The organism is Azospirillum rugosum (assembly GCF_017876155.1).
In the GTDB taxonomy this organism is placed as follows: domain Bacteria; phylum Pseudomonadota; class Alphaproteobacteria; order Azospirillales; family Azospirillaceae; genus Azospirillum; species Azospirillum rugosum.
Genome location: NZ_JAGINP010000013.1, coordinates 1 through 23,561 on the forward strand (window position 1 = coordinate 1; position 23,561 = coordinate 23,561).

At 69.9% G+C, this 23,561-nt stretch carries 27 protein-coding genes; 16 read left to right on the forward strand and 11 right to left on the reverse strand.

Annotated elements, in window-relative coordinates:
* Nucleotides 1–95: 95 nt before the first annotated feature.
* Complete coding sequence (locus J2851_RS17865) at nt 96–512, reverse strand: Ros/MucR family transcriptional regulator (RefSeq protein ID WP_209767750.1); 417 nt, start codon at nt 510–512, stop codon at nt 96–98.
* Between the two features lie 55 nt (nt 513–567).
* Here J2851_RS17865 and J2851_RS17870 point away from each other — a divergent pair, with 55 nt between their 5' ends.
* A complete protein-coding gene (locus tag J2851_RS17870) occupies nt 568–858 on the forward strand; it encodes a sulfurtransferase TusA family protein (RefSeq protein WP_307419741.1) in 291 nt (96 codons plus the stop codon).
* Between the two features lie 3 nt (nt 859–861).
* On the opposite strand, the gene J2851_RS17875 is transcribed toward J2851_RS17870, so the two are convergent.
* Both J2851_RS17875 and tsaB read right to left on the reverse strand, forming a co-directional pair.
* Complete coding sequence (locus tag J2851_RS17875) at nt 862–1,326, reverse strand: GNAT family N-acetyltransferase (RefSeq protein WP_209767751.1); 465 nt, start codon at nt 1,324–1,326, stop codon at nt 862–864.
* Nucleotides 1,323–2,030 (reverse strand): tRNA (adenosine(37)-N6)-threonylcarbamoyltransferase complex dimerization subunit type 1 TsaB, encoded by a 708-nt coding sequence (tsaB, locus tag J2851_RS17880; RefSeq protein WP_307419738.1) that lies wholly within the window; start codon nt 2,028–2,030, stop codon nt 1,323–1,325. Before tsaB ends, J2851_RS17875 begins: the two co-directional genes overlap by 4 nt.
* Before the next feature lie 158 nt (nt 2,031–2,188).
* Between tsaB and ddpX the strand changes: the two genes are divergently transcribed.
* Nucleotides 2,189–2,740, forward strand: coding sequence for a D-alanyl-D-alanine dipeptidase (gene ddpX, locus J2851_RS17885; protein WP_209767753.1), 552 nt, complete (start codon nt 2,189–2,191; stop codon nt 2,738–2,740).
* Nucleotides 2,741–2,924: 184 nt separating this feature from the next.
* On the forward strand, nt 2,925–3,977 hold the full coding sequence (locus J2851_RS17890) for a polysaccharide deacetylase family protein (protein WP_209767754.1): 1,053 nt from the start codon (nt 2,925–2,927) through the stop codon (nt 3,975–3,977).
* A 152-nt stretch (nt 3,978–4,129) separates the two neighbouring features.
* Here the strand turns inward: J2851_RS17890 and J2851_RS17895 are convergent, their stop codons facing one another.
* On the reverse strand, nt 4,130–4,684 hold the full coding sequence (locus tag J2851_RS17895; RefSeq protein WP_209767755.1) for a NifU family protein: 555 nt from the start codon (nt 4,682–4,684) through the stop codon (nt 4,130–4,132).
* A 102-nt stretch (nt 4,685–4,786) separates the two neighbouring features.
* Here J2851_RS17895 and J2851_RS17900 point away from each other — a divergent pair, with 102 nt between their 5' ends.
* Entirely contained in the window at nt 4,787–6,034 is a 1,248-nt protein-coding gene (locus J2851_RS17900) for an adenylate/guanylate cyclase domain-containing protein (RefSeq protein WP_307419736.1), read from the forward strand.
* 172 nt (nt 6,035–6,206) lie between these two features.
* Here the strand turns inward: J2851_RS17900 and J2851_RS17905 are convergent, their stop codons facing one another.
* Nucleotides 6,207–6,569, reverse strand: coding sequence for a BrnT family toxin (locus J2851_RS17905; protein WP_209767756.1), 363 nt, complete (start codon nt 6,567–6,569; stop codon nt 6,207–6,209).
* A gap of 88 nt (nt 6,570–6,657) precedes the next feature.
* Between J2851_RS17905 and J2851_RS17910 the strand changes: the two genes are divergently transcribed.
* On the forward strand, nt 6,658–8,118 hold the full coding sequence (locus J2851_RS17910; RefSeq protein ID WP_209767757.1) for a fused MFS/spermidine synthase: 1,461 nt from the start codon (nt 6,658–6,660) through the stop codon (nt 8,116–8,118).
* Nucleotides 8,119–8,123: 5 nt separating this feature from the next.
* On the opposite strand, the gene J2851_RS17915 is transcribed toward J2851_RS17910, so the two are convergent.
* A complete protein-coding gene (locus J2851_RS17915) occupies nt 8,124–9,002 on the reverse strand; it encodes a bifunctional transcriptional activator/DNA repair enzyme AdaA (RefSeq protein ID WP_209767758.1) in 879 nt (292 codons plus the stop codon).
* A gap of 85 nt (nt 9,003–9,087) precedes the next feature.
* Complete coding sequence (locus tag J2851_RS17920; protein WP_209767759.1) at nt 9,088–9,603, reverse strand: DUF2244 domain-containing protein; 516 nt, start codon at nt 9,601–9,603, stop codon at nt 9,088–9,090.
* A 112-nt stretch (nt 9,604–9,715) separates the two neighbouring features.
* On the opposite strand from J2851_RS17920, the gene nth reads away from it, so the two are divergent.
* Nucleotides 9,716–10,351: an endonuclease III gene (gene nth / locus J2851_RS17925; protein ID WP_209767760.1), complete on the forward strand. Its 636-nt coding sequence runs from the start codon at nt 9,716–9,718 to the stop codon at nt 10,349–10,351.
* 191 nt (nt 10,352–10,542) lie between these two features.
* Here the strand turns inward: nth and J2851_RS17930 are convergent, their stop codons facing one another.
* Together J2851_RS17930 and J2851_RS17935 are read right to left on the reverse strand one after the other, a co-directional pair.
* Nucleotides 10,543–11,403 (reverse strand): bactofilin family protein, encoded by an 861-nt coding sequence (locus J2851_RS17930; protein ID WP_209767761.1) that lies wholly within the window; start codon nt 11,401–11,403, stop codon nt 10,543–10,545.
* A gap of 163 nt (nt 11,404–11,566) precedes the next feature.
* Entirely contained in the window at nt 11,567–12,283 is a 717-nt protein-coding gene (locus J2851_RS17935) for an EI24 domain-containing protein (RefSeq protein ID WP_209767762.1), read from the reverse strand.
* Between the two features lie 303 nt (nt 12,284–12,586).
* On the opposite strand from J2851_RS17935, the gene J2851_RS17940 reads away from it, so the two are divergent.
* The 4 genes from J2851_RS17940 to J2851_RS17955 all read left to right on the forward strand — a co-directional run bounded on the left by J2851_RS17940 (nt 12,587) and on the right by J2851_RS17955 (nt 15,880).
* Nucleotides 12,587–13,585 carry an adenosine kinase gene (locus tag J2851_RS17940; protein ID WP_209767763.1) on the forward strand — a complete coding sequence of 333 codons (999 nt, stop codon included), beginning with the start codon at nt 12,587–12,589 and terminating at the stop codon, nt 13,583–13,585.
* A gap of 65 nt (nt 13,586–13,650) precedes the next feature.
* Nucleotides 13,651–14,568: a sulfite exporter TauE/SafE family protein gene (locus J2851_RS17945; protein ID WP_209767764.1), complete on the forward strand. Its 918-nt coding sequence runs from the start codon at nt 13,651–13,653 to the stop codon at nt 14,566–14,568.
* Nucleotides 14,565–15,350 carry a TIGR02186 family protein gene (locus tag J2851_RS17950; RefSeq protein WP_307419733.1) on the forward strand — a complete coding sequence of 262 codons (786 nt, stop codon included), beginning with the start codon at nt 14,565–14,567 and terminating at the stop codon, nt 15,348–15,350. The genes J2851_RS17945 and J2851_RS17950 overlap by 4 nt, the downstream gene beginning before the upstream one ends.
* Nucleotides 15,351–15,352: 2 nt before the next feature.
* Entirely contained in the window at nt 15,353–15,880 is a 528-nt protein-coding gene (locus J2851_RS17955) for a universal stress protein (protein WP_209767765.1), read from the forward strand.
* Between the two features lie 113 nt (nt 15,881–15,993).
* On the opposite strand, the gene dapB is transcribed toward J2851_RS17955, so the two are convergent.
* Both dapB and J2851_RS17965 read right to left on the reverse strand, forming a co-directional pair.
* Nucleotides 15,994–16,791 carry a 4-hydroxy-tetrahydrodipicolinate reductase gene (dapB, locus tag J2851_RS17960; RefSeq protein WP_209767766.1) on the reverse strand — a complete coding sequence of 266 codons (798 nt, stop codon included), beginning with the start codon at nt 16,789–16,791 and terminating at the stop codon, nt 15,994–15,996.
* 54 nt (nt 16,792–16,845) lie between these two features.
* The gene (locus J2851_RS17965) at nt 16,846–17,790 is read right to left on the reverse strand and encodes a zinc ABC transporter substrate-binding protein (RefSeq protein ID WP_209767767.1); all 945 of its coding nucleotides are present in this window, start codon (nt 17,788–17,790) and stop codon (nt 16,846–16,848) included.
* A gap of 166 nt (nt 17,791–17,956) precedes the next feature.
* Between J2851_RS17965 and J2851_RS17970 the strand changes: the two genes are divergently transcribed.
* The 6 genes from J2851_RS17970 to J2851_RS17995 all read left to right on the forward strand — a co-directional run bounded on the left by J2851_RS17970 (nt 17,957) and on the right by J2851_RS17995 (nt 23,559).
* Nucleotides 17,957–18,682, forward strand: a complete 726-nt coding sequence (locus J2851_RS17970) for an ATP-binding cassette domain-containing protein (RefSeq protein ID WP_307419744.1) — start codon at nt 17,957–17,959, stop codon at nt 18,680–18,682.
* Nucleotides 18,675–19,460, forward strand: coding sequence for a zinc ABC transporter permease subunit ZnuB (znuB, locus tag J2851_RS17975; protein WP_209767768.1), 786 nt, complete (start codon nt 18,675–18,677; stop codon nt 19,458–19,460). The genes J2851_RS17970 and znuB overlap by 8 nt, the downstream gene beginning before the upstream one ends.
* A 525-nt stretch (nt 19,461–19,985) precedes the next feature.
* Nucleotides 19,986–20,756 (forward strand): (Fe-S)-binding protein, encoded by a 771-nt coding sequence (locus J2851_RS17980; protein ID WP_209767769.1) that lies wholly within the window; start codon nt 19,986–19,988, stop codon nt 20,754–20,756.
* A 4-nt stretch (nt 20,757–20,760) separates the two neighbouring features.
* Entirely contained in the window at nt 20,761–22,182 is a 1,422-nt protein-coding gene (locus J2851_RS17985) for a LutB/LldF family L-lactate oxidation iron-sulfur protein (RefSeq protein ID WP_209767770.1), read from the forward strand.
* A 2-nt stretch (nt 22,183–22,184) separates the two neighbouring features.
* Nucleotides 22,185–22,859: a LutC/YkgG family protein gene (locus J2851_RS17990; RefSeq protein ID WP_209767771.1), complete on the forward strand. Its 675-nt coding sequence runs from the start codon at nt 22,185–22,187 to the stop codon at nt 22,857–22,859.
* A 130-nt stretch (nt 22,860–22,989) separates the two neighbouring features.
* On the forward strand, nt 22,990–23,559 hold the full coding sequence (locus J2851_RS17995) for a Smr/MutS family protein (RefSeq protein ID WP_209767772.1): 570 nt from the start codon (nt 22,990–22,992) through the stop codon (nt 23,557–23,559).
* The last annotated feature ends 2 nt before the right edge of the window (nt 23,560–23,561 follow it).

The following is a 23,561-nucleotide window of genomic DNA, read 5'->3' on the forward strand; positions in this document are numbered from 1 at the left end:
AACGCTCCATCCCGACCAAAACGGGCGTTGGAAACGCCATTTTCAAGCCTCAGCGGAGGCAAGGGCACCGCATCAGCCCGTTTTTCAGCAGCCTGTTAGGCGGCGCCACGACGGGCACGGGTACCGAGGCCGATCTGCTTCGCCAGCGAGCTGCGCTGGCGGGCGTAGTTCGGGGCGACCATCGGGTAGTCCGCGGGCAGGCCCCAGCGGTCCCGATATTCCTCCGGCGACATGTTGTAGGCCGTCTTGAGGTGGCGCTTCAGCATCTTCAGCTTCTTGCCGTCCTCCAGGCACACGATGTAATCGGGGGTGACGGACTTCTTGATGGGCACCGCGGGCTGCGGCCGCTCCTCCGTCACGACCGGCTCCGTGCCGACATTCGCGAGTGACTTGTACACCTGCTCAATCAGCGTCGGTAGATCGCTGAGAGCAACTGTATTGTTGGAGACGTGCGCCGCAACGATCTCCGTGGTCAGAGACAACAGCGCGTTGGAAGGGTTCCCATTGCTCATGTAAGCTTGCTCCGCGGCTTGGCGTTCCTCTCCATATAAAGAGGTTTCTGGCCGCGTGCAATATCCATCCTTTGCTCGTAAAGAGGAAGCAGTGTACGAAAAAAACTCGCCGGATTTCTTTTTGGACATCACCTCCGACGTGTGCCCGTTAACCTTCGTCAAGACCAAGTTGAAGGTGGAGCGCATGGCCCCCGGCCAGACACTCGAAGTCCGGCTGAACGCGGGCGAACCCTTGGAGAATGTGCCCCGTTCCTTGACCGAACTGGGTCACTCCATTCTCTCCCTAAAACCCGAAAATCCGAATGAGACGGGCGGGATCCACCGGCTTTGGGTTCAAAAAGGTTAATGTTTATTCGTCAGCGTAGGAGTACCGGAGGACCAGCGCCGCAACCCTTCCCTCTGGTCGTTTGTAATATCCCGGACGACGGCCTACGGGAAAGAAACCGCAGGATTTATACAGGTATCGGGCGGCGTCATTGTCTTCGGCGACTTCCAGGAACAGCGCCGTAGCGCCGAGCCGACCGGCGCCGTCCCGCGCCGCTGCGACAAGGCGTCGCCCGACGCCGCCGCGGCGGGCATTCGGCAGGACGCCGATGGCGATGATCTCGCCGTCCTCGGCGGCGACGCGGGCCAGGACGAAGCCGACCGGCTCCTCCCCCGCCAGCGCCAGCACCGCGAAGGATCCCGCCTGCCCGGCCAGGGTGGCGATGGAGGCGGCGTCCCAGGGATCGTCGGGAAAGCAGGCCTGCTGAAGCGCCGCCATCACCGCCGCCTCGACCGGCCCGGCCGGCCGCAGGATCACGTCGTCGCTCATGACGGGTCTTTGGACGGCGATGCCGGTGACGGGGCGGGTGGGCGCGGCAGCGTCACGTCGGGCGGGCGCAGGTAGAAGGGCTGGACCGGCAGGCCCACAGCGCGCGCGGCCCCCAGCGCCGCGACCACGGCCGCGTCCGGCGTGCCCGGCCCGGCGGCGAAGGCGGTGTCCGGCCGCCCTTCCAGCAGGGGGCGCAGCAGGCCGGCCCCGTCACCGGCGACCAGGAGCGGCCCGTCCGGCAGCAGCCCGGCCAGCCAGGCGGGCACCGCCGCGGGATCGGGCATCGCCGGCTCTCCCAGCGGCTCCAAGGACGGGGTGAAGAGCTGGAGGAAGGGTTCGGCGCGGCGGGAATCCACCGCGACCAGCACCGCCCTGCCCTGCCGCTCCTCCTCGGGAAGGCCGTGGGCGACGGCGTCGAAGGTGGTGATGCCGACCACCGGCAGCCCGGCGGCCAGCGCGAAGCCGCGCGCCGCCGCCAGCGCGATGCGCAGGCCGGTGAAGGCGCCGGGGCCCACCGTCACGGCGATCCGGTCGAGCCCGTCGAAGCCGATCCCGGCCTCGGCCAGCGCGGCCTCCGCCATGGGGACCAGCGCCTCCGCCTGGCCGCGGGCCATCGGCTCGGCGCGCCGCGCGGTGACTCGCCCACCATCCCCGAAGGTGTCATCCCAGACCGCCGCGGAACAGCCCGACGTCGCCGTGTCCAAGCCCAAAACCCTCATCGCCCCATCACCTTCCCAAGCGTGTGCCCAACCTCTTACCCCAAGGCCCCACCCTGGCGAAACCCACCCTTGCCGAGGCCCCGCTACCGGACGGGAGCGCGGCCGTGATAGACAGCCAAGCCCTCTCCCGACCCATGCAGGCCATGCTCACCACCATTGCGCCGCCGGACTACGACGTCGACATCGAGCTGCTGTACGCCACGCCCGGCAACCTGGCCGGCGTGCCGATCTACCGCCGCTCCCTGTGCCTGCTGCACCCCGACGCCGCGGCGCGGCTGCGCACGGCCATCGGGCTGGCCCGCGGCATCGGCTGCCGGCTGCGGATCTACGATGCCTTCCGGCCCGTCGAGGCGCAATGGAGGCTTTGGGAGGCCTTCCCCGACCCGGCCTACGTCGCCGACCCGCGACTCGGCTCCATGCATTCGCGCGGGGTGGCGGTGGACCTGACGCTGGCCGACGGCGCCGGCCGGCCGCTGGACATGGGGACAGACTTCGACGACATGACCGAACGCTCGCACCACGCCCGCACCGACCTGACCGCCGAACAGCAGCGCAACCGCGCCCTGCTGCTGGGCGTCATGGCCGCCGCCGGCTGGAGCCATTACGCCTGCGAGTGGTGGCACTACCAGCTGCCCGACGCGAACGGCTACCCCCTGCTGACCGACGCCGCGACGGGCGGTGTGCTGATGGCATAAGCGCCGTCGGGCGGCCAGCGGGGCGGTCCCGGTTTGTTGCATCCCTGCATCAACCGTCCGCCTCCAGCGCTGGACGCAGCGGTTCTTGGGCGTTGCGGACTTGTTCCGGGTGGGGAGAATGTGCCACACCACCACTCGAGGTAAGCCGGACATCCGCCCGGCTTCGCGATCCGTATGGACCGACATGCCGTTCCGACGCGCCGTCGCACTGCTCGCCGTGGCCGCCGCCTGGGTCTTTCAAACCCTGGCGGGCGGCCCCGCCGTGGCGGCGGACGTGTCGGCAAGCGCGGCCCCGTCCACGGCGGTCGTGTTCGCCTACGACCGTTTCGGCGAGGACCAGACGCCCTCGGTCAGCATCCGCCTGGACCAGTTCGAGGCGCATCTGGAGGAGCTGAAGGACGGCGACTACCAGGTCCTGCCGCTTCCCCGCATCCTGGAGGCGCTGCGCAACGGCACGCCGCTGCCCGACCGCGCCGTGGCCATCACCATCGACGAGGCCAGCCGCTCCGCCTTCCGCGAGGCCTGGCCGCGGCTGAAGGCCGCCGGGCTGCCCTTCACCCTGTTCGTCGCCACCGACGCCATCGACCGCGGCTCCCCCGCCCACATGACCTGGGCGGAGGTGCGGCAGCTGGCCGCGGCGGGGGTGACCATCGGCGGCCTCGGCGCCGCCACCCAGTCGCTGGTGCCGCGCTCCGCCGCCGACGTCCGGGCCGAGCTTCGCCGCATGGCCGACCGGCTGCAGGCGGAAACCGGCCAGCGCCCGACCCTGTTCGCCTACCCGCAGGGGGAGGTGTCCTCCGCCGTCCGGACCATCGTCACGGAGCAGGGCTTCGCCGCCGCCTTCGGCCAGCAGTCGGGCGTGCTCTACCCCCAGGCCGACCGCTGGCTGCTGCCGCGCTTCGTCATGAACGAGAGCTTCGGCAGCGTCGACCGCTTCCGGCTGGCCGCCAACGCCCTGCCCCTGCCGGTGACCGACCTGACGCCGGACGACCCCTTCCTGACGGTCAACCCGCCCCCCGTGGGCTTCACCGTGGGCGAAGGGATCGGCGACCTGTCGCGGCTGGCCTGCTTCGCCTCCGGCCAGGGCCGCACGGTCCTGGAGCGCGTGACCGAGGACCGGGTGGAGGTCCGCATCAAGGACCCCTTCCCGCCCGGCCGGTCGCGCGTCAACTGCACCCTGCCGACCCAGGACGGCCGCTGGCGCTGGCTCGGCATGCAGTTCGTGGTGCCGGAGTAAGTCCGGCAGGGGTTTTCACCACAGAGACACGGAGGCTTTTACAAAAAAGGCCCCGCCCCGCGGCGCGTGGCCGTGTCGGCGAGACCTCTTCTGAAAATCTCCGTGCCTCTGTGCCTCTGTGGTGAATCCTCCCCACAGGGACGATAGGACGGTCAGCGGACCGCCCGGACCTCGGTGACCTCGGGGATGTAGTGGCGCAGCATGTTCTCGATGCCGGCCTTCAGCGTGGCGGTCGAGCTGGGGCAGCCGGAGCAGGCGCCCTTCATCGCCAGGTAGACGACGCCTTCCTCGAAGCCGTGGAAGGTGATGTCGCCGCCGTCCTGGGCCACAGCCGGGCGCACGCGGGTGTCGAGCAGCTCCTTGATCTGGCTGACGATCTCGCCGTCGTCCTCGTTGCCCTGGGCATGGCCGTCGCCGGCGTCCTCCAGCAGGACCGGGCGGTTGGCGGTGAAGTGCTCCATGATGACGCCGAGGATCGACGGCTTCAGCAGGAACCACTCCTTGGCCGCGGCCTTGGTGATGGTGACGAAGTCGGCGCCCAGGAACACGCCTTCCACCCCGTCGATCTCGAACAGGCGCTGGGCCAGCGGCGAACGGGCGGCCTCGGCGCGGCTGGAGAAGTCCGCCGCGCCCTGTCCGAGCACGTCGCGACCCGGCAGGAACTTGAGAGTCGCCGGGTTGGGCGTCTGCTCGGTCTGAATGAACATGGTGATATCCTCCATCGACGCCGAACAACACTGGCGGCGTACGCAAAACTTGGGCAGAATCCGCCGCCAGATCAAGCATCGCGTCCGTATGGTTACCGCATCGTGAGCATCCCGGAATCCGCGGCCGCCGTTCCGCAGCCGGACCTGCCCCCCGGCCCGCCCGGTTCCTGTCCCCCAGACCGGGCCCAGGCGGTCAGCGACTGGCTCCTGCGCGAAGGGCGGCACGCCGACAGCATCCAGCAGCTGATGAACCGGTTCTGCCATCGGCTGATGGACGCCGGCGTGCCATTGCTGCGCGTCGTCTGCGCCCTGCCGCTGCTGCACCCGCAGATCCGCACCATCGCCTTCTTCTGGCGCCGCAACGCGGAGAATGTGGAAGTCGCGACCCGGGCGCATGGCACCGAGACCAGCACCGAATACCTGACCAGCCCCTTCGCCACCCTGATCGAGGACGGCGCCGACGGCCTGCGCTACCGGCTGGAGCAGATGGAGCCGCCCTGGCCCTACCCGGTCTTCGCGGACCTGCGGGAGCAGGGGGCCACCGACTATGTCGCCATGACGGTGCTGTTCGCCGGCGGGCGGCGCAACGTGCTGAGCTTCACCACCGACCGGCCCGGCGGCTTCTCCACCGCCGATCTGGCGCTGGTCGACGCGGTGCTGCCGGCGCTGGGCGCGGTGCTGGAGACGCTGGCGCTGCGGCGGCTCGCCGCCACGGTGCTCGACACCTACGTCGGGCGGCAGAGCGGCACGCGCATCCTGTCCGGCGACATCCGTCGCGGCACCGGCGCCAACGTCCGCGCCGTGCTGTGGTACTGCGACCTGCGCGGCTTCACGCCGCTGGCCGACCGCCTGCCGCGCGAGGAGCTGATCGCGCTGCTGAACGACTATTTCGAGATCATGGGCGGGTCCGTGGAGCAGCACGGCGGCGAGATCCTGAAATTCATCGGCGACGCGATGCTGGCGATCTTCCCGCTGGAGGACGGCGACCACAGCGGGGCCGCCGCCTGCACCAAGGCGCTGGACGCGGCGGAGGACGCGCTGAAGGCGATGAACAGCCGCAACGCGGAGCGCGCCGCCTGGGGCCAGCCGACGCTCCGCTGCGGCATTGCGCTGCACCTCGGCGACGTCATGTACGGCAACATCGGCTCGGCCAACCGCCTGGACTTCACGGTGATCGGCCCGGCCGTGAACCTGGTCAGCCGGATCGAGGGCCTGTGCAACCGCCTGGACCGCACCATCCTGACCTCGGCCGAGATCGCCGCCACCTGCGGCGACCGTCTGGTTTCCGTGGGCTGGCACCCGGTCAAGGGCCTGAGCGACCCGATCGAGGTCTATGGGCTGAAGGGCTAGCGGATCACGTCAGCGGCGACCGGTTCGCGCGATCCGGGCCGCCGGCCGTGATACGGCGGGTGGCGCCGTCTCACCGGACCAGACGGGGCTGTCGAGTGGCGGAATGTCCGTAACGTCAATGGCCTCCGCCGGCTGCTTGCGCAGGCGCTCGTAATCCGTCCGGTCGCGCGCGTCAGGCATGGAATAGCTTTTCTTCGACATGGTTCGCCAACCTGACCGAGATGATGGTCCCAACGCCGTCCGTCTTTTCGTACACAATGACCAGAACGCGCCCGAGCTTCGGGCAGAAGGCGAGACAGACCGAGCGTTGCGGATGATAACGCTTGCGCGTATCGGGCGCCTTCAGAATCTTGGACCAGTCCACCTCGGCGACAATGGGGAAGTCGATGCCGTGCTTGGCGAAATGCCGGTCGCGATTCGGCTCGTTCCAGTCGAAGCCTTCGAACTCCTCCGACGTCTGGCGAAACGTCAGCTTGCCGATCCGCGCGATCCGCATGTTGATCCCTAGGGTTGAACAAGCGATGCGGTAGCGCACTCGTATGCAACGCGCAATGTGACCGTTTTGCCCCCATCCTTTCCCCGCTTTCCTTTCGCTGCTGTCCGGCCGCTGATACTGTGGAGCCGTGACCCAGCCCGCACCCCCCACCTCCCCCACCCGCCCTTACGCGCTCGCCGCCGCGGCCTTCGCCGCGGGGTGGTCGCTGATGATGATGGAGATCCTGGGCGGGCGGTTGATGGCGCCGCATTTCGGCTATTCGGTGTACCAGTGGGGGGCCGTCATCGGGGTGGTGATGGCCTTCATGGCCGCGGGCTATTGGGCGGGCGGGCAGGTCGGCGACGGGCCGAAGGCGGTGCCGGCGCTGCGCTTCGCCCTGCTGGCCGGTGCGCTGGCGGCGGGGCTGACGCCCTGGCTGGGCCGGCCCATGCTGGCCGACGTGGCGGAGAGGATGAACCCGGCGGAAGGGTCGGTCTTCGGCGCGGCGCTGGTCCTCGGCGCGCCGTCCTTCGCGCTGGCCATGGTGTCGCCGATCTGCGCGGGGCTAAGCGCCCTGTCCGGAGCGGCGGCGGCCGGCCGCATCTACGCCGTCGGCACGCTGGGCAGCATCGGCGGCACCTTCTTCGCCGCCTTCTACGCCATTCCGGATCTGGGCGTGTCGGCCGGCTACGCGCTGGCCGCGGTGCTGCCGGCGCTGGCCTGCGCGGTGGTTCCCGGAGGACGGAGGATGGCCGCTGCCGCAGCGCTGGCCGTGCCGGCCGCCTGGGCCGCCAGCGTTGGGGAAGGCCAGGGTCTGGCGCTTTACCGCGAGACGCCGCACAACACCATCATGGTGCGGGAGGACGCCCACGAGATCCGGCTGCACCTGAACGTGCTGTGGGCGACGCAGTCGCGCGTGCGCAAGGACGGCGGGCCGACCGGCCTCTACTACGACCTGTTCACCGCGACCCCCGCCCTGACCAATGGCACGCGCGTGCTGGTGCTAGGGCTGGCCGGCGGCGCGGTGCCGCGGTCCATCCTCACCGCTTGGCCCGGCGCCGACGTGCTGGGGGTGGAACTGGATCCCGCCGTGGTGGACGTGGCGCGGGAGCGGTTCGGGCTGGATCCGCGGGTCCGCGTGGCGGTGGAGGACGCGCGGCGGCACGTGGAGACCTCCGCGGAGCAGCACGACCTGATCATCGTGGACCTCTACTCCACCGCCGTGATCCCCTTCTTCACCGCAACGCGCGAGTTCTTCGCCGCGGTGGAGCGCCGGCTGGCGCCGGGCGGCGTGGTGGTGATGAACGTCGTCTCCCCGTTCGACCGCGACGCGCTGGTCGGGCCGCTTGCGGCGACGCAGGAGGCAGTCTTCCCCTCGGTGTACGTGGCCGACGCCGGGCGCGGCAACTGGCTGCTGATCGCGACGAAGGAGACACGTACACTCGACGAGCTGCGCGTACGGCTGGAGCACGCCCCGGAGGCCGCCGCGTACGCCGCGTCACAGCTGCTGGCGACGCTCGCCCCCGCCGAGACGGCCGGACAGCCGGTGCTGACCGACGACCGCAGCGACATCGACCTGCGCAGCCTCGCCGCCCTGTATGGGCACTGAGGCTGTTACGCCGCCTCTTCGGTTTCCGCCCGTCCCTGTTCCCAGGCGAGCAGGGCGCGCTTGCGCGGAACGCCGTAGCGGTAGTTGTGGATGACGCCTGATTTCTGGATCACCCGGTGGCAGGGGATCAGGACGCAGACCGGGTTGCGCCCGATGGCGGCACCCACGGCGCGCATGGCGGTCGGCCGGCCGATGGCGCGGGCCACGTCCTCGTAGCTGACGACGACGCCGGAGGGGATGCGCATCAGCGCCTCCCACACCTTGATCTGGAAGTTGGTGCCCTTTATCAGCAGGCGCAGCGGTTCCGATTCAGCACCGTCCCAGCGGAAGGCGCGGGCCGCGGCCGGGCGGGTGGCGTCGGCGTCCTCCACCAGCCGGGCGGCCGGCCAGGCTTCCCGCAACTCATTCAGCGCGTCGCGGCCATCGGGATCCTCGGCGAAGCTCAGCCAGCAGATGCCGCGGTCGGTCGTGGCGACCAGCGACGGGCCGAAGGGCGTCGGGTGCAGGCCCCAGTGGATGGTCAGCCCGCCGCCCAGCGCCTTGTACTCGCCGGGGGTCATGGCCTCGCAGGCGACGAACAGGTCGTGCAGCCGCGACGGCCCGGACAGTCCGACGTCCAGCGCCACGTCCAGCACGCTGTGGTTCTCCGCCAGCAGGCGCTTGGCGTTGTCCAGCGTCAGGAACTGCACGAAGCGCTTCGGGCTGATGCCGGCCCAGCGGGTGAACAGGCGCTGGAAATGGAAGGGGCTGATCCCCGCCACCGCGGCGAGATCCTCCAGCGGTGGCTGGTCCTGCCAGTTCTCGACCAGATGCCGGATGGCGGCGGCGATGGCGCGGTGGTGCTGCGCGTCGACCGGGTCGGCGATTGGATTCAGGCACGGCATGGCGGTGGACTCCCTGGCTCCAAAACAGCGCAAGGATGCGCCGACGCCGGGATGTGACCAACCCGATTCTTGCGCGTAAACGCGCCTAAACAGGTTCCGGAGGGCAAGGTGTGCGGCGCCACGCCGCCAGCGCGTCGCGCAGGGACCGGGCGAACTCCGCCCGCTCGTCGGGCGACAGGAAGGAGCCGACGATCACCGATTTTCCGTGGGAGGACAGGGTCACCTGGCTTTCGTGCTGCGGCGGGTCGTCCATGGTGACGCGCAGCCAGTAGGGCTGGAAGGTCCAGCGCCGCTCCGGCTTCTTCCAATCCACGCGCTGGACGGTCAGGTCGGAGTCGGTCAGGCGCACCCGCTCGTACAGGCGGGCGGAGCGGTAGTTGACGCGGAAGGCCAGCCACAGCACCAGCACGTCCAGCCCGCAGAAGGGCACCACCGGCCAGGCGCCGCTGGCGACGAAGATGCCGGCGATGGCCAGGTTGACCAGGATCACCGCCGCCATCAGGATGCGGAACCCCTTCCGTCCCAGGCTGCGATGCGGGTGCAGGATGGCGTCGAAGAAGACGCGAGCGGGCCGTGGAGAAGAGTCGGGCGTCATGGTCATATGACGAACCTAATAGACCTGCCGTGGCCGTTCCAGCGTCCGGCCCTGCGGCATGTTTGCATGACCGGCCAAGGTCCCGCTATGGTGCCAAGGTCCCGTCATGGTGGATATCATGAAGCCCGCCGCCGTCCAGGAATTCTTCCGCCGCCTCAGCGCCGCCAACCCGGAGCCGAAGAGCGAGCTGGAATACATCAACCCCTACACGCTGCTGGTCGCCGTCGTCCTGTCGGCGCAGGCCACCGACGTGGGTGTCAACAGGGCCACCGGGCCGCTGTTCCAGGTCGTCACCACGCCGCAGCAGATGGTCGAGCTGGGGGAGGAGCGGCTGCGCGGCTACATCAAGACGATCGGCCTGTTCAACACCAAGGCCAAGAACGTCATCAAGTTGTCGGAGATCCTGGTGCGCGACCACGGCGGCGCGGTGCCGCAGGACCGCGAGACGCTGGAGACCCTGCCCGGCGTCGGCCGCAAGACCGCCAACGTGGTGCTGAACGTCGCCTTCGGCGAGGAGACCATCGCGGTCGACACCCACATCTTCCGCGTCGGCAACCGCACCGGCCTCGCCCCCGGCAAGACGCCGGACGCGGTGGAGGCGAAGCTGCTGAAGGTGGTCCCCAAGGCCTACCGCCGCCACGCGCACCACTGGCTGATCCTGCACGGCCGCTACGTCTGCAAGGCCCGCAAGCCCGACTGCCCAGCCTGCCCCGTCGCCGACCTCTGTGGTTTCAAGGACAAGACGACGGCGTAGTACGCGACGAGCCGTAGGTTGGGTGGAGCGAAGCGCAACCCAACACACGTCGCCTTGCCGCGTTTGTTGGGTTTCGCTGGCGCTGCACCCAACCTACGAATCTCCACACCGCCAAAAAACAAAGCCCGGCGCGGACGCTCGTCCGGCCGGGCTTTGCTGAAACAAACGACGAATCAGCCGTTTAGCGGCGTTTAGCCGTCCACCACGATGGCGTCCGGCGCCGGGGCGGCGGCCGGGGCCGGCTCCGCGGCCGGGGTGGCGGGCTGGGCGTCGGCCTTGTACTGGCCGATGCTGCCGTTGAGCAGGCCGCCGGCCTCGACCGACAGCTGGCCGTACTTCACGGCGCCGTTGATCCGGCCGGTGGAGCGCACGACCAGGCGGCCGCGCACGGTGATGTCGCCTTCGAAGCGGCCGCCGATGTCGGCCTCGTCGATTTCGACCGAGCCCTTGAACAGGCCGGTCTCAGCGATCTCGATGGAGCGGCCGTCGCGCAGCTTGGCCTCCACGGTGCCTTCGACGACCAGCACGTCGCAGGAGCCGATCTCGCCGTTGAGCGAGATGTCGCGGCCGACGATCAGGCGGCGCTGCTCCGATGCCAGCGGCGCGCCGACGGGCGACACGGGCTGGACGGGAGCGGCGGCCAGCGGGGCCACGGGAGCAGATGGGGCGCCGAAGCCTTCGGGCTTGCGCGAAGCGACGCCCGGCAGGTCGACGGTGCGGCGCGGGATGTCGGTCGGCTTGTAGCTCGCGCCGGGGATAGGGCCGCCGGTGGGGGGCTTCGGGCTGGTCGTGTTCATCTCGGGTCCCTTGGAGGAAAACGGCTCGGGAGAGGGCGTGCGGCTGGTCGGGGCCGGCGGGTGACCGGCCAGTGCCTGGGCGCCTTGGGCCTGAACGGCTTGGGCGGGCGCGGCGGCGGACGCGTTCGACAGGGAGGAAAGGGGCGACATGGCCACCGCCGGTTCGGCGGCGTTCGCCTCCGCGGCCGGAACGGCCCCGTCTGTGCTTTGGGCGGTGCCTTGGGCTTTCGGCGGAGTCTTTCGTCCGAACAGCATGAACGTGGATCCCCAGGTCAGTCAGGTCATCGCGAAGGTCGGATGACGGGCCCGGTCGGCCGCACGGAACGCGCGCGGCAGGCGAAAAGCCCACCCCAGCCGGGGTAACACGGTCATCCGGCCGGCCGCAAGTGGGCTTTCATGTGAGCTTTCACCAGGGCTTTCACGGCCGCGACCGCCCCGCCAGGGAGGGTCCCGCCGTGGGCTGCCCAGCCAACGAATGCCCGACCATCGAATGATAGACGTGGACCATGAAGGCGCTCGCGATCACCGGCACCAGAAGGTTGACGAACGGGATGGTGGAAAGGAAGGCAATAGCGACGCCAGCCGAAAATGGTTTCAACGGCCGCGACCGCCGCAGATACGCCGCCTCTTTCCGTCCAAGCCGGCGGACCGCCACCATCTCGAAGTATTCACGGCCCAGAAGATAACCGTTGACCGTGTAGAAGATCAGAAGGTTCAACCCCGGCAACAGGAAATACAGCGGCAGGGCGGCGATGTTCACCAGCAGCACCACCACCAGGAAGCGCAGGGCGGTCCCCAGCTCTTCGACGACCCCGGTTTGCCGGGGCGGGGGAAGCTGCGGGTAGTGGCGCCGCTCCACCGCCTCCACCACCTCGTCCAGGAAGAAGCTGGACACGGTGCCGACGGTGGCCGGAAACAGCAGCCAGGCGAGCACCAGGACCGCCAGCCCGCCCAGCAGGTCGATCACATAGTCCACCCACTCGTAGCCGGTCAGCGCCGTGTGGAACAGCGCCCACCACACGCCCGTCGCCAGCAGCGCAAAGGCCGCGGCGGCGGACAGCACGCCGATCCACACCACCCGGCGCGAGCCCGGGTCGGAGAGTTGGCCGATGGCGAGAAGCAGCGCGCGGATCATCCGGAGTCCCTGTCCCAATATAGTCCTGGCGTGGTGCGCTGCATATCTACGCCCGCCCGCGCCACGGTTCCAGGGCCGTCCCGCCGCTTTTCCCTTTCGCCGCACCCCCGGACTCAGGGAGGCGGGGCGAAGACCAGCGCCGCGTTGGTTCCGCCGAACCCGAAGGAGTTCGACAGGACGTGGCGGATGCGCCGCTGCTTCGCGCGGTGCGGCACGAGGCGGGCGCGCCGCGCTTGTGATGCGGGCGGGCGCGGCTATACTCCCCGCCAATTTTGCAACCGCAGTTCCGTACAAGGAGAGCCCATGGCTTCGGCCGAATTCGACGTTACCGGCATCGGCAACGCCATCGTGGACGTCATCGCGCACGCCGACGACGCCTTTCTCGCCGCCAACGGCATCGAGAAGGGGGCCATGACTCTGATCGACGCCGCCCGCGCGGAGGATCTGTACGGCCGCATGGGCCCGGGCGTGGAGATCTCCGGCGGGTCCGCCGGCAACACCATGGCGGGCATCGCCTCGCTGGGCGGCAAGGGGGCCTACATCGGCAAGGTCCACGGCGACCAGTTGGGCCAGGTCTTCCGCCACGACATCCGGGCGGCGGGCGTGCATTTCGAAACCGCGGCCGGCCACGGCGGCGCCCCGACCGCGCGCTGCCTGATCCTGGTGACGCCGGACGCCCAGCGCTCCATGAACACCTTCCTCGGCGCCTGCGTGGAACTGGGGCCGGAGGACATCGACGAGGCCCTGATCGCCAGCTCCCAGGTCACCTACCTGGAGGGCTACCTGTGGGATCCGCCCCGCGCCAAGGAGGCCTTCCGCAAGGCAGCCACCATCGCCCACGGCGCCGGCCGCAAGGTGTCGCTGTCGCTGTCCGACAGCTTCTGCGTCCACCGCCACCACGCGGAGTTCCTGGACCTCGTGGAGAGCCACGTCGACATCCTGTTCGCCAACGAGCATGAGATCACCGCGCTCTACAAGACCGACCGGTTCGAGGACGCGCTTGAGGCGGTGAAGCGCCTGGGCAAGGTCGCCGCCCTGACCCGCAGCGAGAAGGGTGCCGTCATCGTGTCCGGCGGCGAGGTGGTCGAGGTTCCGGCCGCGGCGGTGGAGCGCGTGGTGGACACCACCGGCGCCGGCGACCTCTACGCCGCGGGCTTCCTCTACGGCTTCACGCGCGGCCTGTCCCCGGCGGTGTGCGGCCGGCTCGGCGCCGTCGCCGCGGCCGAGGTCATCAGCCACGTCGGCGCCCGGCCGGAGGTCAAGCTGGCCGATCTGGTGACGGAAAAGGCCGTTCTGGCGTAATTGCCCCTGGTACACCCCGTGGGTTAAGCTGGCGGACGCCCCTCCGTCCGCCGGCCCCGCCCATCATGCAAGTGTACCTGCCGATCGCCGAGATGTCGGTCAACGCCCTGCTCGTGCTCGGCATGGGGGGGCTCGTCGGGTTTTTATCGGGCATGTTCGGCGTGGGCGGCGGCTTCCTGATGACGCCGCTGCTGATCTTCATCGGCGTGCCGCCCGCGGTCGCCGTGGGCACCCAGGCGAACCAGCTGGTCGCGGCCAGCGTGTCCGGCGTGCTGGCCCACTGGCGGCGCGGCAACGTGGACGTGAAGCTGGGCATCGTCATGCTGCTGGGCGGCATGGTCGGCACCGTCGTCGGCGTGTGGATCTTCGCGCTGTTGCAGCGCATCGGCCAGATCGACGTGGCGATCACGCTGGCCTACGTCTTCTTCCTGGGCACCATCGGGGCCATGATGCTGGTGGAATCGAGCCGCGCGCTGATCCGCCGCCGCGCCCCCACCGCCAAGCGCGGCAAGCTGCACCGGCACATCTGGCTGCACGGCCTGCCGCTGAAGATGCGCTTCCAGCGCTCCAAGCTGTACATCTCCGCCCTGTTGCCGGCGGGCATCGGGGCCGTCGGCGGCATGCTGGTGGCGATCATGGGCATCGGCGGCGGCTTCCTGCTGGTGCCCGCGATGATCTACCTGCTGAACATGCCCACCGGGCTGGTCGCCGGCACCTCGCTGTTCCAGATCATCTTCACCACGGCCATGGCGACGCTGCTGCAGGCGGCGACCAACCAGACGGTGGACGCCATGCTGGCCCTGCTGCTGCTGGTCGGCGGCGTGGTCGGCGCGCAGTTCGGCACCAAGGCCGGCGGCAAGCTGCGCGGCGAGCAGGCGCGCCTGCTGCTGGCGGCGCTGGTCGTCGCGGTCGCCCTGAAGCTCGCCGTCGACCTGGTGGTCGAGCCCGACGACCTGTTCACCATCTCCACGAGGATTTCGTGAGGCGCAGCCGGAAAGCCCGCAGCCGGAAAGCCCTGTGGGCCGTCCGGATCGGCGGCGGGCTGGCCGGGCTGGCCGGCGGAGTCACGCTGGCGGCCACGGTGTGGGCGCAGCAGCTGGTCGCCGACCTGTCCAGCCACCTGATCGCCATCACCACCGGCTTCACCGGGACGGAGGTCGTGCTGTTCGGCACCACCGACGGGGCGGGCGACGTGGCGATCGTGGTGACCGGCCCGCGCGGCCCGGTGACCGTGCGCCGCAAGGAGCGCATCGCCGGCATCTGGCTGAACGCCCGCAGCGTCCGGTTCGAGCAGGTGCCGAGCTTCTACATGGTCGCGACCAACCGGCCGCTCGACCAGTTCGTCACCCGGCCCGTGCTGGAGCGCCACCAGATCGGCCTGCCGAACCTCCAGCTCGGCCCGCGCGAGCAGCTGGCGCCGGAGCAGCTGGCCCTGTTCCGCTCCGCCCTGATCCGCAACAAGCAGCGCGCCGGCCTGTACGGCATCACGCTGGGCCAGGTGTCGTTCCTTGGCGAGCGCCTGTTCCGGACCAACATCTTCTTTCCCGCCAACGTGCCGACGGGGCTGTATAATGTGGAGGCGATGCTGATCCGCGAGGGCGAGGTGGTCAGCGCCCAGACCACGCCGCTCGTCGTCTCCAAGGTGGGATTCAGCGCGGAAGTGTTTGATTTTGCCCGCAACCAGCCCGTCGCCTACGGTGTTGCGGCGGTGATCGGCGCGATCGCCGCGGGCTGGCTGGCCGGCGCCGCTTTCCGGAGGGTGTGACCATGGCCGAACCGATTGGGACCGAACCGACCGCATCCACCAACCCGGAGGAATCGGCCCCGAAGCCGCCGGTGCGCATCTTCCTCGTCGTCGTGGACGACAGCCCCGAACTGCCGGTCGCGCTGCGCTACGCCTGCCTGCGCGCGCGCAAGTCCGGCGGCAAGGTGGCGCTGGTCACCGTGCTGGAGCCCGCGGAGATGCAGAGCTGGCTGGCGGTGGAGAACCTGATGCGGGAGGAGCAGCGCAGCGAGGCGGAGCAGAAGCTCCAGAAGCTCGCCCGCGACGTGAACCGGCTGACCGGCACCCTGCCCGCCCTCTACGTGCGCGAGGGCAACCCCCGCGACGAGGTGCTGGCCCTGATCGAGGAGGAGCCGAGCATCTCCATCCTCGTGCTGGCCGCCGGCACCGACCCGGAGGGGCCGGGGCCGCTGATCGCCTATTTCACCGGCCGCGGCCTGACCCGCCTGCGCATCCCGCTGACCATCGTGCCGGGCGGCCTGGGCGACGACGCGCTGGACGCGATCACCTGAATTTCCGAAACCGTCATTCCCGCGAAGGCGGGAATCCAGGGCTCCTCGAACACTGGCCGGGACGCCCTGGATCCCAGCCTTCGCTGGGATGACGATGAGAGTGGGTGGATGCCTTACATCCCCAGCACGTTCTTCATACTGTAGAGGCCCGGCTTCTTGTCGTTGGCCCAGCGGGCGGCGCGGACCGCGCCCTTGGCGTAGATCTGGCGGCCGGACGCCTTGTGGGTCAGCTCGATCCGCTCGCCGTCGCCGGCGAAGACCACGGTGTGGTCACCGATGACGTCGCCGCCGCGCAGCGTGGCGAAGCCGATCTCGCCGCGCGGGCGGGCGCCGGGGTGGCCGTCGCGGACCTTCTGCCAGACGTCCTCCAGATTCACCCCGCGCCCCGCCGCCACGGCGCGGCCGAGGCCGAGCGCGGTGCCCGACGGCGCATCCACCTTGTGGCGGTGGTGCATTTCCAGGATGTCGACGTCGAAGTCGTCGCCCAGCGCGCGGCCGACCTGCTCCACCAGGGCCAGCAGCAGGTTGACGCCCAGCGACATGTTCGGCGACTGCACGATGGGCGTGTGGGTGGCGGCCTGGGCGATCGCCTCCTGCTGGGACGGGCCGATCCCGGTGGTGCCGATGACCAGCACGGTCTGCGACTGGGCGGCCAGTGCCGCGTGACGCACGGTGGCGTCGGGGCTGGTGAAGTCGATCACCGCGTCCGCCTCCGCGAACAGGGTCGCCGCGTCGTCGATGGCGGTGACGCCCAGCGGATCGATCCCGGCCAGCGTGCCGATGTCCTTGCCGAGCGCCGGGCCGCCGACCCGCTCCGTCCCGCCGGCCAGCGTGCAGCCGGGCGTCGCGGCGATCTCGCGCACCAGCATCTGCCCCATGCGCCCCGCGCACCCGACGACCCCGATCTTCATGCCTGCCTCCCTCGAAAAAGCACCATCAGGGTCTAGCACAGCCGGGCGCCGCGCTTAAGTGCCGAGACAGCCCTTGAGCGAGGCTGCGATGTTGCGCAGCAGCGTGGGGTAGAGGTCCGGCCCGTCGGGCAGGTTGGCGCCTTCGGGATCGAGCACGCCCTTCTTCGCCTTGGTGCCCTGCACGATGGTGTCGACCAGGGCGGGTTCGAACTGCGGCTCCGCGAAGACGCAGACGGCGCCCAGCGACGTGATCTTGGCGCGGATGTCAGACAGGCGCTTGGCCGAGGGGCGGCGTTCCGGGTTGACGGTGATGGCGCCGACGCCGTTCAGGCCGTAATGCGCCTCGAAATACTGGTATGCGTCGTGGAAGACGACGAAGGGCTTGCCCTGGACCGGGGCCAGCGCCGCCTTCAGCTCCGCGTCCAGCGCGGCGAGGCCGCGGGCGGTGCGTTCGGCGTTGGCGCGATAGGCGTCGGCGTGGGCGGCGTCCTTGGCCTCCAGCGCGTCGGCGATGGCGCCCACCATGGCGCGGGCGTTGTCGGGGTCGAGCCAGACATGGGTGTTGACCTCCTCGTGGCCCCCCTCATGCGCATGATCGTGCCCATGGTCGTGCGGATCCCAGGCGCCGCCCTCGCGGGCGTCGAGCAGCGCGACGCCCGGCGCCTCCATCAGCTCCACCGCCGTGGCCTTGGTGGCGGTTGCCTCCAGCGGCTTGGCGAGGAAGCCCTCCAGCTCCGGCCCGATCCAGAAGACGAGGTCGGCGTCGGCCAGCGCCCGGGCGTCGGACGGCTTCAGCGCGTAGGTGTGGGGGGACGCGGCGCCGCGCACGATCAGCGTCGGCTCCCCCACCCCCTGCATCACCGCGGCGACCAAGGCGTGCACCGGCTTGATCGAGGCGACGACCTTCGGCGTTTTGGCCGGCGCGTCGGCGAGGGCCGGGCTCGCGGTGAGCAAAGCGGCCGTTATCAGGGCGGTAACGGCGGGCAGCGCGGGGCGCATGGGTGATTTCCTCATGTCTGGCTGGACAGTCGGCCGTTTCGGGCGCATAGGGTTGGTCGTCCCGATCAATGTCACGTTATAACATAACATGTCAATGCAGCTTCACGGCACGGCACCCCCGCCGGTTGACACTCCGGCTCCCCTTGTTGACGCAAGGGCCTTGACGGTGCGGCTGGGCGGCCGCGTCATCCTCGACCGCGTGGACCTCCAGGTGCGGCCGGGGGAGATCGTTACGCTGATCGGCCCGAACGGCGCCGGCAAGACCACGCTGGTGCGCGCCGTGCTGGGCCTTGTCCGCACCGCGTCCGGGACGGTGGGCAAGCGGCCGGGGCTGCGCATCGGCTACATGCCGCAGCGCTTGACAGTTGACGCAACGCTGCCCTTGACGGTCCGCCGCTTCCTGGCGCTGTGGCGGCCGGTGACCGCCGACCGGGTGGAGGCGGCGCTGGCCGAGGCCGGCGTGGCGCATCTGGCCGGCAGCCCGGTGCAAAACGTCTCCGGCGGGGAGCTTCAGCGCGTGCTGCTGGCCCGCGCCCTGCTGGGCGACCCGGACCTGCTGGTGCTGGACGAGCCCGACCAGGCGGTGGACGTGCACGGCCAGGCGGAGTTGTTCGGCCGCATCGAGACTCTCCGCCGGACGCGCGGCTGCGGCGTGCTGCTGGTCAGCCACGACCTGCACACGGTGATGGCGCGCACCGACCGGGTGCTGTGCCTGAACCGGCACGTCTGCTGCCACGGCACGCCGGAAGATGTGCGCCGCCACCCCGAATACCGCAGCCTGTTCGGCGGCCACGCCGACGACCTCGCGGTCTATGTCCACCACCACGACCACGCGCACGCGGCCAACGGCGCCGTGGTACCGGGGCACGACGGGGATTGCTGCCATGGATGATTTCGTCCTGCGGGCGCTGGCCGCCGGCTGCGGCATCGCGCTGATGGCCGGGCCGCTGGGGTCCTTCGTGGTGTGGCGGCGCATGGCCTATTTCGGCGACACGCTGGCCCATTCCGCCCTGCTGGGCGTGGCGCTCGGCTTCCTGCTGGGCGTCAACCCGCTGGTCGGGGTGGTCGGCGTCTGCGTTGCGCTGGCCCTGGCGCTGGTCGGCTTGCAGCGGCACCGGGCGCTGGCGTCCGACACGGTGCTGGGCATCCTGTCGCATTCGTCCCTGTCGCTGGGGCTGGTCGCCATCGCCTTCCTGGAGACGCTGCGGGTCGACCTGATCTCCTACCTGTTCGGCGACATCCTGTCGGTCACGCCGGCCGACCTCGCCTGGATCTACGGCGGCGGGGCGGTCGCGCTGGGGGGGCTGGTGCTGCTGTGGCGCCGCCTGCTGGCGGTGACCGTGGACGAGGACCTGGCGCGGGTGGAGGGCATGCCGGTGGAGGCGCTGCGGCTGGCCTTCATGCTGCTGATCGCGCTGGTGATCGCGGCGGCGATGAAGATCGTCGGCATCCTGCTGATCACCTCCCTGCTGATCATCCCCGCCGCCGCGGCCCGCCGCTTCGCCCGCACGCCGGAGATGATGGCGGGGCTGGCGTCGGTGTTCGGCATGGCCGCGGTGCTGGGCGGCCTGTACGCCTCCCTCACCTGGGACCTGCCCGGCGGACCGAGCGTGGTGGTGGCCGCCGCGGCCCTGTTCCTGGCGAGTGCGGTGGTGCCGCTGCGGTCGTAACGTTTGCCGGGCACGCAGATTGAGCGTATATGTAATGCACTTCGCTGGTGGTCAGTGAAAACTGGCTCCAAAAAACCGAGGCCCGCTGTCTTCCACCAGCGGGCCTCTGCTTTTTCCGGGGTGGAGAGGCGCCGTCCCCTCAAGGCACCTCCCCGGACTCAGGCCGTCAGGTCCTTACCGCCATAAGGCGATGAGGATCTGGACGATCATGAGCACGATCACCACGACTTCGCTGGTGGTCATCGTCGGCCCCCTTTCCGCCGCTGGGCGTGGATTTTCCGGACCCAGCTTCCACACCAGGCCGGAATCCCACCGACACCGCGTGCTGGTTGCGTTTTAGAGGGGGAACGAAGCCGCCGGATAGCGGCATCGGTTGCGGCACGGTCGTCATACGCTTGCATGGAAACGGCGTCCACAATTTACAAAGGGTTATCGCGTCGCGCAGGCTCCACCCCGTTGCCATCCCCGGTAGGACCACCTACAGTCCTCGACCGAGGGGATAAGCATCAAGAAGAACGGGACATCATGGCTGAAAAGCGCCCCGCGCCCAGAGTGGGTCTGTTCGTCACCTGCCTCGTCGATCTGTTCCGCCCCACCGTCGGCTTCGCCGCGGTCAAGCTGCTGGAGGATGCCGGCTGCACGGTGGAGGTACCGTCGGCGCAGACCTGCTGCGGGCAGCCGGCCTTCAATTCGGGCGACCGCAAGACGGCGCAGGAGCTTGCCCGCAACACCATCGCCGCCTTCGAAGGCTTCGACTATGTGGTCGTGCCGTCGGGCTCCTGCGGCGGGCAGATCAAGAAGCACTATCCGGAGCTGCTGGCCGAGGACCCGGCCTGGGCGGCGCGGGCGCAGCACCTGTCGGCGCGGACCTACGAGCTGGTCTCCTTCCTGGCCGACGTGCTGGGGGTGACGGACACCGGCGCGCGCTACGACGGCACGATCACCTACCACGACAGCTGTTCGGGCCTGCGCGAGCTGGGCGTCAAGGAGCAGCCGCGCCGCCTGCTGGCCTCGGTGGAGGGGTTGACGCTCAACGAGCTGCCGGGGGCCGAGGTCTGCTGCGGCTTCGGCGGGACCTTTTGCGTCAAGTACCCGGACGTCTCCAACCGCATGGTCGAGGCCAAGACCGCCGACATCAAGGGAACCCAGGCCGACACGCTGCTGGCCGGCGACATGGGCTGCCTGTTGAACATGGCCGGCAAGCTGAAGCGCGAGGGCTCCGCCATTCGCGTGCGTCACGTGGCGGAGGTGCTGGCCGGCGTCACCGACACGCCCCCGATTGGCGAGAAAGGTTGACCCCATGGAGCCGACCACCCACGCCTTTCCCGAGAACGCCCGCAAGGCGCTGAGCGACGAGCGCCTGCAGAAGGTGCTGGCCATCGCGCCGGCCGGCTTCGTCAACCGCCGCAAACAGGCCGCCGACCGCCTGCCGGAGTTCGAGGCCCTGCGCGACCAGGGCCGCGACCTGAAGAACCACGTGCTCGCCAACCTGGACACCTACCTGGAGGCCTTCGAATCCAAGGTGACCGAGCAGGGCGGCCATGTGCACTGGTGCCGCACGGACCAGGAGGCCCGCGACGCCATCCTGGGCATCTGCCGCGCGGCCAACGCCAAGACGGTCACCAAGGGCAAGTCGATGGTGTCCGAGGAGATCGGGATCAACGACTACCTGGAGGCCAACGGGCTGACGCCGATCGAGACCGATCTCGGCGAATACATCATCCAGCTGCGCCACGAGCCGCCCAGCCACATCATCGCCCCGGCCTTCCACCTGTCGAAGAAGGACGTGGAGGGCACCTTCCGGCAGGCCCACACCGACCTGCCGCCGGACCGCGTGCTGGACGACCCGAAGGTGCTGATCGCCGAGGCGCGGACGGTGTTGCGCCGCAAGTTCCAGCAGGCCGACGTCGGCATCACCGGCGCCAACCTCATGATCGCGGAGACGGGGTCGACCGTCATCGTCACCAACGAGGGCAACGGCGACTTGACGCAAATCCTGCCGCGCGTCCACGTCGTCATCGCCAGCATCGAGAAGATCGTCCCGACGCTGGAGGATGCCGCGCTGGTGCTGCGCCTGCTGGCGCGCTCCGCCACGGGGCAGGAGGCGTCGGCCTACACCACCTTCTCCACCGGGCCGCGCCGGCCGGGCGACCTGGACGGGCCGGAGGAGTTCCACGTCGTTCTGCTCGACAACGGGCGGTCGGCGCTGCTGGGAACGGAGTTCCAGGAGGTGCTGCGCTGCATCCGCTGCGGCGCCTGTATGAACCACTGCCCGGTCTACGGCGCGGTCGGCGGCCACGCCTACGGCTGGGTCTATCCGGGGCCGATCGGGTCGGTGATCCAGCCGGCCCTGCTGGGGGTGAAGGAGGCCGGGCACCTGCCCAACGCCTCCACCTTCTGCGGGCGCTGCGAGGCGGTCTGCCCCATGCGCATCCCGTTGCCCAAGATGATGCGCCACTGGCGGGAGAAGGAGTTCGAAGAGGGCCTCCAGCCCGCCGCCATGCGCAAGGGCCTGGGCCTGTGGGCCTGGTTCGCGCGGCGTCCGGCGCTGTACCACGCGGCGACGCGCATGGCGATCCGCGCGCTGGGCGCGCTCGGTCGCGGCAAGGGCCGTTTCGCCGCGCTGCCGCTGGCGCAGGGCTGGACCAAACACCGCGACATGCCGGCGCCGGAGGGCAAGACCTTCCAGCAGATGTGGGCCGAGCAGAAGGGAAAGCGCTGACCATGGCCGACACCTCCTCCGCCCGCGCCCAGATCCTGGGGGGCATCCGCAAGGCGCTGGGTTCCGTCGAGGGCTCTGAGGACGCGCGCAAACGCCTCGCCGTCCATCCGCGCAACCTTGTCCCGGCCCGCGCCCAGCTGCAGCACGCCGATCAGGTGGAGCTTTTCACCCGCATGGCGACGGAGGTCGCGGCGACGGTGGAGCGGCTGCCGGGCTTAAGCGACGTGCCGCGCGCCGTGGCCGAGTATCTGGCCGGCCTGAACCTGCCGGCCGAGATCCGCGTCGCCCCGGACGCGGACCTCGACGCCATTCCTTGGGATCAGCGCCCGACCCTGACCGTCAGCAAGGGGCGCGCCCGCGACAGCGACGGCGCGTCGGTCACCGGCGCCTTCGCGGGCGTGGCGGAGACCGGTTCCCTCATGCTCCTTTCGGGGACGGAACGACCGACCACGCTGAACTTCCTGCCCGACACGCACATCGTCGTGCTGAAGCGCAGTCAAGTGGTTGGGACCATGGAGGACGCCTGGGACCGGCTGCGCGGTCTGGGCGTCGCCGGGACCATGCCGCGCACGGTCAATTTCATTACGGGTCCGTCACGAACCGGCGACATCGAGATGCGCATCGAGCTGGGCGCCCACGGGCCGCGGCGGCTGCACATTCTGTTGGTGGAGGATTGACAGGGCCGCGTGTTCAAGGGTTTATCCGCTGGGGTTTATCCCTTGAACGTCCGTGCCGGAACTTGCGTCAACCCGTGTCCGCTCCGATCCGCCTTCCGGCCAGCGCATCCTTTGCGCCGAGGCCCTTGAGATGACCCGCCGCCGCTCGGTCACCACCGAGGAGCGGCGCCTGTGGCGGATCGCCATGCGCGACGCGGACCCCATGCCCGGCCGCACCATCGAGGATCCAGACCCGCCGCCGGCGCCCGCTTTGGAGCCCGAGCCGGTCGCCACCACCGCCTCCCCTCCTCCCACGGTTCCGCCGAAGGGCGGGGCCCCGACGGGCCGGCGCCCCAGCCAGCCGCCGCTGACGGTCGGCAACACCGACAACATCGACCGCCGCACCGCCGACCGCTTCAAGCGCGGCGAGATGGAGATCGATGGGCGCATCGACCTGCACGGCATGACCCAGGTGCAGGCGCACGGCGCCCTGTCGGGCTTCGTCCACCGCGCCTGGCACGAGGGCCGGCGCTGCGTACTCGTCATCACCGGCAAGGGCACGTACAGCGGTGGTGCCGGCGTGCTGCGCCAGTCCGTGCCGCGCTGGCTGGCCGATTCTCCCTTGCGCCCCATGGTGCTGGCCGTACGTCCGGCCCAGGCGCGCCATGGCGGGGACGGCGCGCTGTACGTGCTGATCAAGCGCCGTCGGGACCACCGGTAGGA